Annotated in this window: 10 protein-coding genes; 2 read left to right on the forward strand and 8 right to left on the reverse strand. The window is 44.4% G+C overall.

The features are described 5' to 3' along the window. Positions 1 to 104 precede the first annotated feature (104 nt). Positions 105 to 3,740 carry a DNA polymerase III subunit alpha gene (dnaE, locus tag EMP01_RS05645; protein ID WP_202615993.1) on the forward strand — a complete coding sequence of 1,212 codons (3,636 nt, stop codon included), beginning with the start codon at positions 105 to 107 and terminating at the stop codon, positions 3,738 to 3,740. Positions 3,741 to 3,820: 80 nt separating this feature from the next. Here the strand turns inward: dnaE and accD are convergent, their stop codons facing one another. Further along, entirely contained in the window at positions 3,821 to 4,669 is an 849-nt protein-coding gene (gene accD, locus EMP01_RS05650) for an acetyl-CoA carboxylase, carboxyltransferase subunit beta (protein ID WP_129020492.1), read from the reverse strand. 66 nt (positions 4,670 to 4,735) lie between these two features. After that, positions 4,736 to 5,428 (reverse strand): response regulator transcription factor, encoded by a 693-nt coding sequence (locus EMP01_RS05655; RefSeq protein WP_129020493.1) that lies wholly within the window; start codon positions 5,426 to 5,428, stop codon positions 4,736 to 4,738. 318 nt (positions 5,429 to 5,746) lie between these two features. On the opposite strand from EMP01_RS05655, the gene EMP01_RS05660 reads away from it, so the two are divergent. Further along, positions 5,747 to 8,038, forward strand: a complete 2,292-nt coding sequence (locus EMP01_RS05660; protein WP_129020494.1) for an OmpA family protein — start codon at positions 5,747 to 5,749, stop codon at positions 8,036 to 8,038. Positions 8,039 to 8,126: 88 nt separating this feature from the next. Here the strand turns inward: EMP01_RS05660 and ftsZ are convergent, their stop codons facing one another. From ftsZ to EMP01_RS05690, 6 genes are read right to left on the reverse strand one after another with little or no spacing between them, the layout of a single operon-like run. Next, positions 8,127 to 9,758, reverse strand: coding sequence for a cell division protein FtsZ (gene ftsZ / locus EMP01_RS05665; protein ID WP_129020495.1), 1,632 nt, complete (start codon positions 9,756 to 9,758; stop codon positions 8,127 to 8,129). Between the two features lie 53 nt (positions 9,759 to 9,811). Further along, positions 9,812 to 11,269 (reverse strand): cell division protein FtsA, encoded by a 1,458-nt coding sequence (ftsA, locus tag EMP01_RS05670; RefSeq protein WP_129020496.1) that lies wholly within the window; start codon positions 11,267 to 11,269, stop codon positions 9,812 to 9,814. 25 nt (positions 11,270 to 11,294) lie between these two features. Beyond that, positions 11,295 to 12,359, reverse strand: coding sequence for a cell division protein FtsQ/DivIB (locus EMP01_RS05675; protein ID WP_129020497.1), 1,065 nt, complete (start codon positions 12,357 to 12,359; stop codon positions 11,295 to 11,297). Positions 12,360 to 12,371: 12 nt separating this feature from the next. Further along, positions 12,372 to 13,730, reverse strand: coding sequence for a UDP-N-acetylmuramate--L-alanine ligase (gene murC / locus EMP01_RS05680; protein ID WP_129020498.1), 1,359 nt, complete (start codon positions 13,728 to 13,730; stop codon positions 12,372 to 12,374). A gap of 4 nt (positions 13,731 to 13,734) precedes the next feature. Then, positions 13,735 to 14,829 (reverse strand): undecaprenyldiphospho-muramoylpentapeptide beta-N-acetylglucosaminyltransferase, encoded by a 1,095-nt coding sequence (gene murG, locus EMP01_RS05685; RefSeq protein WP_129020499.1) that lies wholly within the window; start codon positions 14,827 to 14,829, stop codon positions 13,735 to 13,737. Between the two features lie 3 nt (positions 14,830 to 14,832). Beyond that, positions 14,833 to 16,035, reverse strand: coding sequence for an FtsW/RodA/SpoVE family cell cycle protein (locus EMP01_RS05690; protein WP_129020500.1), 1,203 nt, complete (start codon positions 16,033 to 16,035; stop codon positions 14,833 to 14,835). Positions 16,036 to 16,056 lie beyond the last annotated feature (21 nt).

A 16,056-nucleotide genomic window follows, 5' to 3' on the forward strand; every position in this document is an offset into this window, starting at 1 on the left:
GGTCTTCAAAAATGGATGTCAGACAGCCCGTTGTGTAAAAAAAAAGAGCGCCCATCCCGTACAAAATTTGTTATTTTGTATGACTGAAATAGTGGCCAGAGATCATGCAATTTTCCCATTTACACAACCATACTCAATTCTCATTACTTGATGGAGCTTCCAACATAGGAAAGCTATATAAGAAGGCACAGAAGGATAATATGCCGGCTGTTGCCATTACCGACCATGGTAATATGTTTGGTGTATTCCAGTTCGTTTCAGAAGCCTGGAAGAATACTAAAGTTGTAGGTATGGATGAAAACGGGAAAGAAATTAAAGAGCCGGTAGTGAAGCCTATTGTGGGCTGCGAATTCTACCTGGTTGCAGATCGCCATAAGAATAAATTTACCCGGGAAGAGGGGAAGGATAAACGCTACCACCAGCTGTTCCTCGCTAAGGACGAAAAAGGCTACCAGAACCTGACTAAGCTCTGTTCATTAGGATTTATGGAGGGGATGTACGGGAAGTATCCGCGTATCGATAAGGAGCTGATATTAAAATACCATGAGGGTCTGATTGCAACAACCTGTTGTATTGGTGCGGAAGTACCTCAGGCCATCCTTTATAAAAGTGAAGAAGAAGCAGAGCAATTATTCAAATGGTGGCTCGATCTTTTCGGAGAGGACTACTATGTAGAATTGCAGCGTCATGACATGAAGGAGCAGGAAGCCGTAAACGAAGTACTGCTGCGCTTTGCGAAAAAATATAATGTACCGGTTATTGCCTCCAACGACTCTCACTATGTAGAACAGGAAGATTATAATGCGCATGATATCTTGCTGTGTATTAATACTGGTGAGAAACAGGCTACACCTACCAATAAAGAATTTACAGACGACGGAGACTCCAAAAAAGGCACCCGCTTCGCCTTCTGGAATGACCAGTTCTTCTTTAAAAATACACAACAGATGACCTCGCTGTTTTCTGATCTGCCACAGGCGATAGATAACACGCAGATGATCGTAGATAAGATTAAACCCTTGCAACTGAAGCGGGATATCCTGCTGCCGCACTTTAAAGTGCCGGAAGAGTTCAATGATGATCAGGATGCATATCTCATGCACCTGACCTGGAAAGGGGCCCATGAGCGCTATCAGGAGATTACCCCTGATATTGAAGAGCGTATCAACTTTGAGTTGTTTACCATCCGTACCATGGGTTTTGCCGGTTACTTCCTTATCGTATCTGACTTTATTAAAGCCGGTCGTGATATAGGCGTATTTATCGGCCCGGGCCGTGGATCGGCGGCCGGATCGGCAGTAGCCTATTGTATCGGGATCACCAACATAGACCCGATCAAATATAACCTCCTGTTTGAGCGTTTCCTTAACCCCGACCGTAAGTCCATGCCCGATATCGATACCGACTTTGATGATGAAGGTCGTCAGCGGGTAATCGATTATGTGGTAGACAAATACGGTAAAAATCAGGTGGCCCATATCGTTACATACGGTACGATGGCGGCTAAAATGAGTATTAAAGACGTTGCCCGTGTACTCGATTATCCTTTGCAGGATTCCAATGCGCTGGCCAAGCTGGTTCCGGATAAGCCCGGCACCAAGTTAAGCCGCGTACTACATGCGCCTATTACCAGTAAAGAAGCCAAAGACGGGGAGAAATCCCTGGATGAAAAAGAGGGTTACGGTCCGGAGGATATTGAAAATATCCTGAAGATCCGTGAGCTCTATAATGGAACAGACGAAGCTTCGCGTGTATTGCACGAAGCAGAAAAGCTGGAAGGATCGGTACGGAATACCGGTATCCATGCTGCAGGTATCATCATAGCCCCGAAAGACTTATCTGACCTGCTTCCGGTCTGCACTGCAAAAGATGTGAACTTACTGATCACTCAATATGAAGGTAAAATCATTGAAGATGCGGGTGTAATCAAGATGGACTTCCTGGGTCTGAAGACCCTGTCCATTATCCGTGATGCTCTGGAGCTGATCAAGATGAATCATGATCTGGAGATCGATATTGATGGCATTCCGCTGGATGATGAATTAACCTACCAGCTGTACCAGAGAGGTGATACCAACGCAACATTCCAGTTCGAGAGTCCCGGGATGCAGAAGCACCTCATCAACCTGAAACCGGATAAGTTTGGCGACCTTATTGCAATGAACGCCCTGTATCGCCCGGGCCCGCTGCAATACATCCCTAACTTTATTAAGCGTAAGCACGGAGAGGAAGAGATCTCTTATGACCTTCCGGAAATGGAAGAGTACCTGGCCGAGACCTACGGTATTACTGTATATCAGGAACAGGTGATGTTGCTGTCGCAGAAACTGGGCGGCTTCTCTAAAGGAGATGCCGACGTACTGCGTAAGGCGATGGGTAAGAAGGATCGTGCTACGCTGGATAAGATGAAGGGTAAGTTCGTGGATGGTGCCATAGCGAAGGGCATGCCTGCCGATAAGCTGGATAAGATCTGGACGGACTGGGAAGCCTTTGCACAATACGCCTTCAATAAATCGCACTCTACCTGTTATGCCTTCGTGGCCTTCCAGACTGCATACCTGAAAGCACACTACCCGAGTGAGTATATGGCTGCGGTGATGAACAATGCCAACAGCATTGAGAAGATCACCTTCTTCATGGAAGAGTGCCAGCGTATGGGCCTGAATGTACTGGGCCCCGATATCAATGAGTCATTGAACGGGTTCTCGGTAAATAAACAAGGTGTAATCCGCTTCGGATTGGGCGCATTGAAAGGTGTGGGTGAAGCTGCAGTATTAGATCTTATTGAAGAGCGTAAAAAGAACGGACCATACGAGAATATATTTGACCTGATCACGCGTGTGAATCAGCGTACTGTAAATAAGAAATCGCTGGAAAGCCTTGCCTATGGAGGCGCATTTGACAGCTTCTCTAATATGCATCGCGCCCAGTATTTCCATCAGATGATGGATGGCGAAACCTTCCTGTCTAAGATCATTAAGTTCGGACAACAGGTACAGGCAGATGTCTCTATGACCACAAGCAGCCTCTTTGGTGATATGGAAATGCCGGTGGTGAAACACCCTGATATTCCTAAACTGGAGCCCTGGCCACTTTCGGAGCGCCTGGCATTTGAGAAAGAGGTAATCGGTATCTACCTGAGCGGACACCCCCTGGATAACTATCGCTTTGAAATGAAACATTACCAGGTAACGCCACTGGCCGATCTGGAGGACCTTGTAGACAAGCAGGTAAGGGTAATGGGCTTTATGAGCGATCCTAAACACCTGCTGACGAAAAAGGGTGATAAGTATGGTAGATTTATACTGAATGATTACAGTGGCTTTAAAGAGATTATACTCTGGAGAGAAGATTATGTGAAGTTCGGCAACTACCTGTCCGAAGACCAGAAAATAATGGTGATAGGGCGCTACCAGGAGCAACGCTTCCGTCCGGGTACATTTGAGTTTAAAATCTCAGAGGTAATGCTGATGAGTGATGTGCGTAAACGCTTTACCAAAGCGCTGCGTATTCGCTGCCCATTAGAGCGCATTAATGCCGATTTTGTACAATACCTGTATGATAATTATGCCCACCAGAGTGGAGATTGCGAGCTGGAAATAATGGTTGTGAGTGAGCAGAGTGAAATCAAGCTGAAATCAAACGGCGCAAAAAGTGTATTGCTTACAGATACCTTGGTCAATCACCTGGAAGAAATGAAAGAACAGAATGTACTGGATTATAAAATTGTTTGTAATTAAACAGTATAGAGCATATAAAAAAGAGCAGCGTATCAAATTTGATACGCTGCTCTTTTTCTATGTTTAACTACAGTAAGTAATTATTTAGTTCCGAACCATTCGATGGTATCGGTCAGTTTTTGCTTCAGGTCATGACGATCTACGATGAAATCCAGGAAACCGTGCTCTACCAGGAATTCAGAACGCTGGAAACCTGCAGGCAGATCTTTACGGATTGTTTCCTTAATGATACGAGGACCCGCAAATCCGATCAGTGCTTTAGGCTCAGCAATATTAATATCGCCCAGCATTGCAAATGATGCGGTAACACCACCTGTGGTAGGATCGGTCAGTAATGAGATATAAGGCAGCTTTGCATTAGCCAGCTGAGTCAGCTTCGCAGATGTTTTAGCCATCTGCATCAGGGAGAATGCACTTTCCATCATACGCGCACCACCAGATTTACTGATGATCATGAAGGCGTGCTTGTGTTTGATCGCATAATCAATAGCACGGGAAATCTTCTCTCCTACAACAGAACCCATAGAACCACCGATGAAGTTGAAGTTCATACAAGCGATTACCAGTTTTTTACCGTTTACATCACCTACACCTACAGTCATAGCATCTTTCAGGCCAGTCTGTCTTTGTGCAGCACTCAATCTTGCAGAATAAGGCTTCACATCTTCAAACTGTAAGAAGTCTTTTGGTGCGATGTTGGCAAACAGTTCTTCAAATTTTCCGTCATCAAAAAGAATATCGAAATATTGAGGAGCATTTATTCTGTTATGAAACTGACACTTAGGGCATACAAACAGATTCTCTACCAGAACGTCGGTGGTATATGTTTCTTTACAGGAAGAACATTTATGCCATAAGCCGTCCGGTACTTCTTTTTTCTCTTTAGTATCTGTCGAAATACCTTTTGTAATTCTTTTAAACCAAGTCATATGATATCAGTATTCTGAACAATTAAAAATTTGGCCTGCAAAGATAGGAGTTTCTGCAATGGTAACCTATTTATCAAAAACTAATTTAAAACCAACACCATGCATGGTTTGTAACTCTACTCCCTCAATGCCTTTGATGTACTTTCTTACCTTAGTCATAAACACGTCCATACTTCTGCCCAGGAAATAATCGTCTTTCCCCCATACATTCATCAGAATGTCTTCACGCTTCAGTACCATGTTTTTGTTTTGTACCAGGTATTTAAACAGATCAGCTTCCTTTTGTGTTAATTGCTGAGCATGCCCCTGGTTTACCAGCAACAGATTTTCGTAATCGAAAGAACTGTTTGCGGCAAGGCCCACTATAGCATCCATCGGTTTTTCGTCCTTAGAACGTTTCAGGAATACCTCTATACGCAGCAACAGCTCTTCCATATTGAAAGGCTTTACAATATAGTCATCTCCTCCCGCTTTAAAACCGGCGATCTTATCTTCGTCCAGGTTTTTGGCAGTAAGAAACAGTATCGGAATTTTATCGTTTTTCTGTCTGATCAGGCTGGCCAGTGCCATACCATCTTTTTTAGGCAGCATAACATCCAGCAGACAAATGTCTACATTCTGGCGCATAAAAGTTTGCCAGCCATTCTCCCCATCGCTACACAATAATACTTCATAACCGCTATCCTCAAGATTGTCCTTTACCACAAAGCCTAATGATGCATCGTCTTCAACCAATAAAATCTTCGCTTTTGCACTCATACTTATAATTGAAAATGTTTGTAGCAAATTTAATTAAAAATAATATTGATTGAGTCTTTTTGGTCTGCGTTATTATAATAAGTATGTAATGGTGTTATAATAAGACAGTTATGACAAAAGTTAACGCTTTTTTGAGCAAATATTCGGCATTTATCTGTGTATTCTGGTATATCTGTGCTATATTTAGTATTGTGTAGCATGACCATGCAATACTTTCGTATTGTTTTTAGTTTGTTTTTTGGCGGGTATAGAAGCTCAAATTAATTTGCAGGCGTATTATATAATATACACTTACCATTCATTTAAAAACTAACAATTATGATGAAAAAATGTACACTTACCTTGCTGGCATTAGCTGCGCTGACGCCAACAATAACAGCCCAGCACTACCTGGGTGTAGCCACAGGCAACTACCTTCCTACAAAATCAGTATTTCTGAACCCTGCACTGCTTAGTGACTCCAGGGTAAAATGGTCCATTGATGTGATATCTGTTAATGGGGGTATTGATCAGAATTACGGTACTATTAACTCCTCAAACATCTTCAACAAACTGCTGAATGATGACAAAAATTACAATATCGGAGATATCGTTACTAAGGGTGACCGGCAGAAATTTGATATCAACGGTCCGCTGGTGAGCGTGAATGTGCTTAACATTTATGCAAGCTTTAAAGACAAGCATAATTTCGCACTGACCAACCGCGTGCGTTTTGCCAATCAACTGAGAGATTATAACAGTGCATTTTTCAACACCATATTTTCCAGCAATAATGGGAATATAGCAGTGAATGCACAAAACATGAACTTCAATATCAATGCCTGGACCGAAACCGGCCTGAGCTATGCAACCAATCTGTTTACCAAGCCTACCAGCTCCCTTTCATTGGGTGTTAGCCTGCGGTACCTTTCCGGTATTGGTTATGGCGGTAACAGTATACAGTCTATAGTAGGTAACTATAATGAATCCAATAAGACCATCACGGTGCAGAGCATGAGCCTTAATGCCTCTACCAACCTGTACAATTCCAATATCCTTAACGGCAATTTTAATGACCTGTTTAATTCCATGTTCAGTGGCAAGTCTTCAGGTATTGGCGGGGATATAGGTCTGGTATATCAGTGGGCGCCGGATGCAGCTAAGTATACTTATGAAATGGATGGAAGCCCTAATCGCAGAAACCCTGAAAAAAATATTTACAAACTGCGTTTCTCCGCATCCGTAATCGATATTGGGGCCATTGCTTATAAGGATTCCCGTAACTATGGTGTTTCGGGCATTGGTACCCTTAATGTAGATAGCCTTGGCGATAAGTTCAATAATTATGATGAGCTGAAAAGCTATATGGCTTCAAGAGGGTTTACTATAAACGATGGTGCAGCAACCAGGACACGCATCAATATGCCGACCAGCCTGGTGCTGGGTGCCGACTGGAATATTAAAAACGGCTTCTATGCCAATGCTACGTTTATTGGTTCGCTGATGAAACCTGCTTATGATAATTACAGCCCTTATAACTTCTCGCAGTTGACCATAACCCCGAGATATGAAAATAAGATCTTAACGGTAGGTTTGCCGCTGACTTATAATTTCACTTCAGAGAGCATGAAAGCTGGTTTGGGCATTCGGGTAAGCGGACTGTATTTCGGTACGGATGATGGTTTGGCTCTGCTGGGTGGTAACTCTGCAAAAGGAGCGAATTTCTACTTCGGACTGCAGGTGCCATTCCATAAGAAAAAACTGAAAGACAGTGATGGCGATAAAGTGTCTAACAAACTGGATAAATGTCCCGGAGAAGCCGGTATCTGGGCCAATATGGGTTGTAAACCTACCGACCGCGATAATGATGGTGTTGTAGACTCTGTAGATAAATGTCCTGATGTAGCGGGCCTGGCCAATACTCAAGGTTGTCCCGATGCTGATCTTGATGGTATAGCAGATGGTGAGGATTTATGTCCGAATGAGGCGGGTAGCGTAGCCACAAATGGTTGTCCTGACCGTGATGGTGATGGTGTTGCAGATAAAGACGACAAATGTCCTGATATAGCCGGCCTGGCACAGTTCCAGGGATGTAGCGATACTGATGGAGATGGTATTGCAGACTGGGAAGATAAATGTCCTAATAATGCAGGCCCTATAGCACAACAGGGTTGTCCGGATAGCGATAATGATGGTATCGCAGACCACCTGGATAAATGCCCTACAGTACCGGGAACGGTGAATAACCACGGATGTCCTGAAGTACGTGCCGAGGTTAAAAAACGCCTGGCCTTCGCTGCCACAGCAATCCAGTTCGAAACCGGTAAAGCGGTGATTAAGAAAACATCTTACAAACTGCTGGATGAGATCGTTGCTATACTGAACGAGTACACGGATTACAACATGACCATTGATGGACATACTGATAATGTAGGTACTGCAGAACGTAACCTGGAGCTGTCTAAACAGCGTGCTGCTGCGGTTAAAGAATACTTTGTATCCAAAGGTATTGCCGAAGGCAGACTGTCTACTAATGGCTACGGATTGGAAAAACCAAAAGCAAGCAATAAAACAGCCGCAGGCCGTGCACAGAACAGACGTGTAGAAATGGATCTCAAACTGGCTGACTAATACAATTTTAATAAGTCTTAAAGACGATAAAAGCCCCGGAATATCCGGGGCTTTTATCGTTTTGTTTTAGTTAGAGAAAGGGTAGTAATTAATCTGGCTTATTACCGTCCAGGAAAGTATTGATGGTGCTGATGTTTCCATTGCCACGCTCATCTACACGATAAGAAGATAAGAATGGTTTAGAGGATTCATCAATCGTCTCGTCTGTATTGCTGTTGCGGCGCATATACGCAGGTACATTCTCAATTTCCTCAGCATTATTGCCATGAAAGTTGAAGCTCATTCTTCTCAGGCGTTCTGCTCTTTCTTCCAGTATTTTCTTTTGCTCTTCGAAACGGTTGCGCTCTTCCATCTCATCAGGAGTCAGGTAGCGATCACCCATTTTCACACGGTTGTCAGCTGTAGGCTGCGCCGGTTGCGGCTGATATTGCGGCTGCGGAGCAGGAATCTCCTGGTTGCTTACTGTAGTAATGGCCTGTGGTACATAGTCTACAGATTCTTCCGCCATTTTATTCGGCAGTTCCAGTTCAAAAGTATGAATCTGTTGTTCCGGTGCCGGTGGTGCAGCAGGCATATCCTCCTGTACCAGGCGCGGAGCCATAGGATCAACTGCCGGAGCAGGAGGCGCTACAGGAGCTGGTTCCGGGGCAACGGTCGCTACCGGGCTTGGTTCCGGTTGCAGGTTCATGATTACTTTTTCAGGCTCAGCTGCTTTTTGTTGCTTGGCAAGCTGGGCCATATTATCTTTAATTTCATTCTGGTGAAATCCGGTTGCAATAATGGTTACAGCGATCTCATCTCCCAGGCTTGGGTCATGACCCATACCTAAGATAATATCACAGTTATTACCAGCCTGATCCTGAACATATCCCTGGATGATATCCAGCTCGTCCAGTGTGTGCTCATGCTCACCTTGAGAAGAAGTTACATTCAGCAGGATCCATTTAGCTCCGGAGATGTCATCATCATTCAACAGAGGAGAGTTTAATGCTTCGGTTACCGCAGTATAAGCACGGTTTTCACCGCTTGCCTGTGCACTACCCAGAATGGCTACACCACCATTTTTCATAACGGTTTGCACATCGTTAAAGTCAAGGTTTACACGACCGTCTACAGTGATCAGGTCCGTAATACACTTTGCAGCAGTAGCCAGGATATTATCCGCTTTTGCAAAGGCCTGAGTAAACGGCAGGTTGCCGAACTGCTGGCGCAGCTTGTCATTAGAGATGATCAGGATAGTGTCCACATGTTCTCTCATCGAAGCGATACCGTTCTGAGCCTGGTTCAGGCGCTTACGACCCTCGTAAGTGAAAGGCGTTGTCACGATACCTACGGTAAGGATACCCAGGTCACGACAAGTCTTTGCAATTACAGGAGCCCCACCAGTACCAGTACCACCACCCATGCCGGCAGTAATAAATGCCATGCGCGTATTTACACTCAGGATTTTAGAGATCTCATCTATAGACTCTTCACCTGCTTGCTTGCCGATTTCAGGATTTGCACCTGCACCAAGTCCCTGTGTCAGGTGTGGCCCCAACTGGATCTTGTTTGGAATCGGGCTTTGCGCCAATGCCTGTGAGTCGGTATTACATACGATAAAATCTACGCCTTCTATTCCAAGAGTGTACATGGAATTCACCGCATTTCCGCCGCCTCCGCCTACACCAATCACCTTGATGATGGAGGACTGATTTTTTGGAATTTCAAAATGTATCATAATAGATTTTTTTAATGGGGGTTAAGTAAAGTTGCTCTTTATACTACGATGGGTTAATTTAATTGTTGATCTTCATTTTCACTAAACAGCTCTTTGATGCTGTTTTTCAGCGTTCCGAAAATAGAAGCAACGCGTTGCGATACTTTTATTCCAGGGTTTTCTTTAGCTTCTTTAGGCTCTTGCAGCAGATCATCTTCTGCCTCAAATGCTTCTTCTGAAACAATATTGCTTGCAGCTTGTCTGGCTACAGGGTCCTGTGGCACCGGTGCGACTGGTGCTTCTGGTTGTACGGGCAGTTCAGTATTCTTCTGTCTGATCACGTGCGTAGTACTGTTGCTCTTCTCCAGATCCAGGTATCCTTTCAGGATAAGGCCGATACAGGTTGAGTACATAGGGTTATTCAATACCTCATCATAACCGCCGGACAGGTGTTCGGTAGGATAACCAATACGGGTATTCAGACCGGTTTTGAACTCAGTCAGTTGTTTCAGGTGTTTCAGGCTGCTACCACCACCAGTCAGGATAATACCGCCATGCAGTTTCTTATCCAGATCGTGTTGCTTCAGGTGATATACAACATATTCCAGGATCTCTTCCATTCTTGCCTGGATAATGTTAGACAAGGTTTTGGTAGAAAGATTTCTTGCAGGGAGTCCTTTCAGGCCAGGAATAGAAATATACTGGTTGCCGCTTGCTTCTTCAGCAATAGCAGAACCGAATTGTATTTTCAGTTGCTCGGCCTGTGCCTTCAGTACGCCCAGCCCGTTTTTAATATCATTCGTGATATTGGTACCGGCAAAAGGGATTACTGCAGTATGTTGCAGAATACCATCTACAAACACCGCCATATCCGTAGTACCACCACCGATATCCACAATTGCTACACCCGCTTCCAGGTCATCATCAGCCAGTACAGCCGATGCTGATGCCAGTGGTTGCAGTACCAGATCTTTAGTATACAGATCTGCGCTTTCTACGCAGCGCTGTATATTTTTGATCGCCGTTTTATCACCGGTAATGATATGGAAGTTGGCACCAAATTTAGTACCGTTCATACCGATTACGGAGCGCTCCGGGATATTGGTAATATTGTCTACAGAGAATTCTGTAGGAATAATATCAATAACCTCATCGCCTGCAGGGATATGTGTCTTGCGCTGGTCGCTCATCAGCATTTCAATCTCTTCTTTAGTGATAATCTGTTCAGAAGAGGTACGTACCCTGTCACCGCGTGAAGGGATACTTTTGATATGCTGACCTGCGATGCCTACATAAACATTATGTATATCCAGGTTAGGATTATTTTCATGCAGGTTATCAATTGCTTTCTTAATCGATGTGATACACTGATCCAGGTTCAGCACTACACCGTGACTCACGCCGTTTGACTCTGCTCTGCCGAATCCTATAATCTCGATTTTCCCAAAGTCGTTCTTTCTGCCTGCAATCGCTACGACTTTGGTGGTACCAATGTCCAGGCCTACAATGATGGGGTTCTCATTCTTATTCATATCACAAAGATTTTTTTATGCTAAACTATTTTTTATTATTAGGTTTATTTTTTTCGTTGGTATACTCGTACTTAGGTTTCGATGTGGTCGTCTTCGCACTTGGTTTAGTCAAGGGTTTCACTGCTTTTGGCTTTTCCGGAGCAGATTTCTTTACTGCTGCAGTTACAACTGGTTTCGCTGCTGCTTTTACAGGTGCAGGTTTGACCGGTTGCGGTTTTACGACAGGCTTTACTGCATCCGTGTGTTCTGCAGGTGCAGGAACCGGTTCTGTAATAGCTACCGAATTGGTATCTTTAGGTGGTACCCATCCAAATGTAGGACTGGCGACAACCTGGTTTCTGTAACGTATATCCAGGACTTCATATTTATTCCATCCTATCTTATTCGATACTTCACGGTAAAAAGAATACAGGTTCTTCAGTTTATCCGCTACACGTGTAGTATCTCCTATGATAATCTTCTGTTTGCCTATAGTAGTGTATGCATTGAAGTGATGTTCATTCACCACATCCAGTTGTGTAATCTGGCTGTTCCAGAAGCTGTCTGCTTTCAGTACCTCACTCATGTACACGATTTTCTTTTTCATTCCGGCATAAATACTGTCATTGGCAGCATGCGGCACATTGGTGAAAACCGTTACCGGATATGCATATCGTTCGCTCAGTGGCATTTCAAAGCCCGCAGAATCAATATAGAAACTACGCCCTTCGCGGGTAAATAATCTCGCTACCGGTAAACGTTGTGTTACTTCTATATTCAGCTTACTGTTATTGTCCACATATACTTCTGCGCTTTTTACCCAAGGGTTCTGTTCTGCCAGTTCTTCTATATGGTTCAGGTCCAGGTCGGCAATGCTCTTGTTGAGAATATTGATATTCGTATTCGTTACAAAAAGCTTTTCTACATCCTTTTCCAGTAAAAAGTTTTCTTCTTCGCCCTGGTTCTGGAGGGTGACCTTAACCCCTTCAATCTTACGCTCCGCCTGCTTCTTCGTCGCGGCAAACAATACGCATGAGAAAGTAATCAACACCAGTGATCCCACGATGAAGCGTTTTACTTTTCTTGCCGATATTTTTTTACCTGTTGACATGTATGCTTATAACTATTTCTCTGATAATATTTTTCCTATAGGGGCCACCAGCTTATCAATATCACCTGCACCGGCTGTTATAAACAAATCCAGCGGAGCATTAGTTACATAAGACATTAATCCTTCCTTGCTCAGTATAGTTACATTAGGATTGCCCATTTTACTTTTAATCATTGCTGCATCAACACCCTCGATCGGTAATTCTCTCGCAGGATAAATATCCAGCAGGATAATCTCATCAGCCATATCCAGTGCATGCGCAAATTCTGTAGCGAAATCGCGTGTACGGGTGAATAGGTGCGGTTGGAACGCAATGACGATTCTGCGTTTAGAGAACAGCGTTTTCGCACTTTTAATCAATGCGGCCAGCTCTTCGGGGTGATGCGCGTAATCGTCTATATAAACAATCTTATCATTCTTAACGATATATTCAAAACGACGTTTAACTCCTTTGAAATTAGCTACTGCACTTTTAATCGCTTCATCCTCAATTTCCAGTTGCTTGGCAACCGCTATAGCCGCAATACAGTTCTCTACATTATGCATACCACCAATATTCAGATGCACATCAGTCATGAAAATGCCATTTCCTTTTACATCGAAAATGTAGCTGCCGTTTTTCATCTGGATGTTATCTGCATAGGCATCTGCACCAGTATTCTGTAAGCTATAGCTTTTTTTATGCGCCCCTTTTAACTGAGCACCTTGTTTCAAACCATGTTTTTTGATCAGGGTGCCGTTCGGTTTAATGTTGGCAGTATATTGTATATACGCTTCCTGCACCGCTTCCGGGGTACCGTAGATGTCCAGGTGATCAGCATCCATAGCCGTCAGTACTGCTACATCCGGTTTCAGCTTCAGGAAGCTTCGGTCATATTCGTCTGCTTCTATCACTGCTACTGCATTGTCGGAGCTCCAGTAATTGGTGTTATAATTTACTGAAATGCCACCCAAAAATGCATTACAGCCATAACCGCTATCTCTCAGTATGTGACCAATCATAGTGCTGATCGTCGTTTTGCCATGGGTACCGGCAACAGTGATGGCAAACATAGATTCTGTAATCCATTGCAATGCATCAGAGCGCTTGTACACAGGGTAATTATTAGCTCGGTACCAATTCAGGATTACATTATCCTGTGGTATGGCCGGTGTATAGATCACGACATCTACCTCTTTCTTCAGTTCTGTCTCTGAATCAGTATAAGTCACACCAATCTCTTCCTGCACCAGCTGACGGGTAAGATCGGTTTCTGTTTTATCATAACCGTTTACCTCCACGCCTCTTTGCTTAAAGAAGCGGGCCAGGGCACTCATGCCTATACCACCTATACCTACAAAATATACTTTCTTTATTGAGTCGATGTTCATGATCTTAGTTTTTTTGATTTACTATATCTATCACAATGCGGGCAATGCGTTCGTCAGCATCTTTGATCGCTTCCTCTTTCAGGTTGCGGTGCATCTGCTGCTGCAGTGCTTCGTTGTTTAATAGCTGTAACAAGGTTCCTGCCAGTTGCAGCTGGGCTTCATCGTTTTTAATCATCAGGGCTGCATCTTTCCGGGTCAGGGAAAGGGCATTGCTGGTCTGGTGGTCCTCAGCCGCAAACGGATAAGGAACAAAGATTACCGGTTTGGCCACAATACAGAGTTCAGCAATAGCTAAGGCACCTGCACGGGATATCACCATATCTGCTGCTGCGTATGCCTGTTCCATCTGGCGGATGAAAGCATGTACCTTCACCTGCGGATAATCGGCTGCTGCATTTACTGCTTCCTGATAGAATGGCTCTCCTGTCTGCCAGATGATCTGCAAGCCTGCGCTGGTCAGTAATTCCAGGTTGGCAGCAATCGCTTCATTAATCGCTTTCGCCCCCAGGCTACCACCTACAATCAGCAATGTCTTTTGATGCTCGTTCAGTTCGAAGAAGCGTTTCGCCTCAACCGGATCTATATTGGCTTGTGCAATGCTGGCACGCACCGGGTTTCCGGTCTTTATGATGGCATCCTTCGGAAAGAACTGTTCCATCTGGTCATAAGCCACGCAAATGGCCTTTGCCTTTTTACCTAATATCTTATTGCTCTTCCCGGCAAAGGAGTTTTGCTCCTGGATCAGTGTCGGAATACCTGCTGCCTGTGCTGCATTCAGCATAGGAAAACTGGCATAGCCACCAACACCAATCACGATGTCCGGGTTGAATGTTTTAATCAGTTCATTGGCCTTGCGGCGGCTCTTCCATAGCTTGAACGGAAGGGATAAGTTTTTGAGCCAGTTGCTTCTGTTGAGGCCGGCAATATCCAGCCCTACAATTTTGTATCCGGCCTGCGGCACCTTCTCCATCTCCATCTTGCCCTTTGCGCCTACAAACAAAACTTCCGTATCGGGACGTAAGCGCTGCAAGGCATTAGCAATTGCTACTGCCGGAAAGATATGTCCTCCTGTGCCTCCACCTGCAATGATTACTTTCATACGTTAATTGTTTTGAGCCGCAGCCAGGGCTTCTTTATCCCGCTGCTCTTTTTCAATTTGTTTTACCAATTGTTGTTTACCTTCCATCTCATCTACGTAGCGGCTTACGCTCAGTATTACGCCTACTGCCATGGCCGTGAATACGATGGAAGATCCCCCTTTACTCACAAAGGGTAAGGTCTGACCGGTTACCGGCACCAGGTGCACGGCTACCGCCATATTGATCATGGCCTGGAAAACCAGGGTAAAACTCAATCCTATAGATAGAAATGCGCCGAATGCATAGGGGCATCTCCTGAATATATTAATACTTCGCCAGAGGAACAGCAGATAGCAGAACATCAATGCACTTGCACCTATGAGGCCGTATTCTTCGATCACAATGGCAAATACGAAGTCGGAATAAGGGTGCGGCAGGAAGTTCTTTGCATAACTGTTACCTGGTCCGCGACCGGTTAATCTTCCGTTCGCAATAGCAATATTTGCCTGATCTGTCTGATAGGTATCATCAGCATCGGCATTCTTGCCCATAAATACTTCTATACGCTTCTGCCACGTACCGCCACGACCTTTACCGGTAAGCTTGGATATGGCAAATATGCATAATACCAGTCCCAATCCGGCGACAATCAGCAGCAGGATGAACTTCATGGGTATACGGCCTATGAAGAACATAAAGCAGCAGGTAGCACCTAATAGCAATGCTGTAGACAGGTTTGCCGGAGCAATCAGTCCGCAGATAATCAGTACCGGTAACAGAACCGGGAAGAATCCTTTCCAGAAATTGCCGATTACTTTTTGCTTCAGGCTCAACTGGCGGGCCAGGAAGGTGAAAATGGCCAGCTTTGCTAAGTCTGATGTCTGTATCGTAACACCTACAAAAGGAATGGCGATCCAGCGTGACCCACTGTTCAGTTCTGTACCGAAGAACAGGGTATAGAGCAGTAAGGGTATACTCGCCAGGAACAGGTATACCGACCATTTCATAAATCGGGTGTACTTGATCCGGTGAAAGATATATACCGTGGCTAAACCCAGTACTAAGTAAAATATCTGTGACAGTAAGAATTTGAACGGAGTTGTATTATGCTCCAGTGCCAGCCTGTCGGTGGTACTGTAGATCAAAAGCAGGCTGAACAGGGATAGAATGACTACCACTGACCAGATTACTTTATCTCCTTTTACTTGCTGCAACAACGCTTTCATTCCTTACGGGCTTTATTTAAT

The organism is Edaphocola flava (assembly GCF_004118155.1).
Taxonomy (GTDB): Bacteria; Bacteroidota; Bacteroidia; order Chitinophagales; family Chitinophagaceae; genus Edaphocola; species Edaphocola flava.

Excerpts from the sequence above, each read along its gene's own strand:
- dnaE (WP_202615993.1), top strand. The coding sequence starts at position 105 with ATGCAATTTTCCCATTTACACAACCATACTCAATTCTCATTACTTGAT.
- accD (WP_129020492.1), bottom strand. The coding sequence starts at position 4,669 with ATGACTTGGTTTAAAAGAATTACAAAAGGTATTTCGACAGATACTAAA.
- EMP01_RS05655 (WP_129020493.1), bottom strand. The coding sequence starts at position 5,428 with ATGAGTGCAAAAGCGAAGATTTTATTGGTTGAAGACGATGCATCATTA.
- EMP01_RS05660 (WP_129020494.1), top strand. The coding sequence starts at position 5,747 with ATGATGAAAAAATGTACACTTACCTTGCTGGCATTAGCTGCGCTGACG.
- ftsZ (WP_129020495.1), bottom strand. The coding sequence starts at position 9,758 with ATGATACATTTTGAAATTCCAAAAAATCAGTCCTCCATCATCAAGGTG.
- ftsA (WP_129020496.1), bottom strand. The coding sequence starts at position 11,269 with ATGAATAAGAATGAGAACCCCATCATTGTAGGCCTGGACATTGGTACC.
- EMP01_RS05675 (WP_129020497.1), bottom strand. The coding sequence starts at position 12,359 with ATGTCAACAGGTAAAAAAATATCGGCAAGAAAAGTAAAACGCTTCATC.
- murC (WP_129020498.1), bottom strand. The coding sequence starts at position 13,730 with ATGAACATCGACTCAATAAAGAAAGTATATTTTGTAGGTATAGGTGGT.
- murG (WP_129020499.1), bottom strand. The coding sequence starts at position 14,829 with ATGAAAGTAATCATTGCAGGTGGAGGCACAGGAGGACATATCTTTCCG.
- EMP01_RS05690 (WP_129020500.1), bottom strand. The coding sequence starts at position 16,035 with ATGAAAGCGTTGTTGCAGCAAGTAAAAGGAGATAAAGTAATCTGGTCA.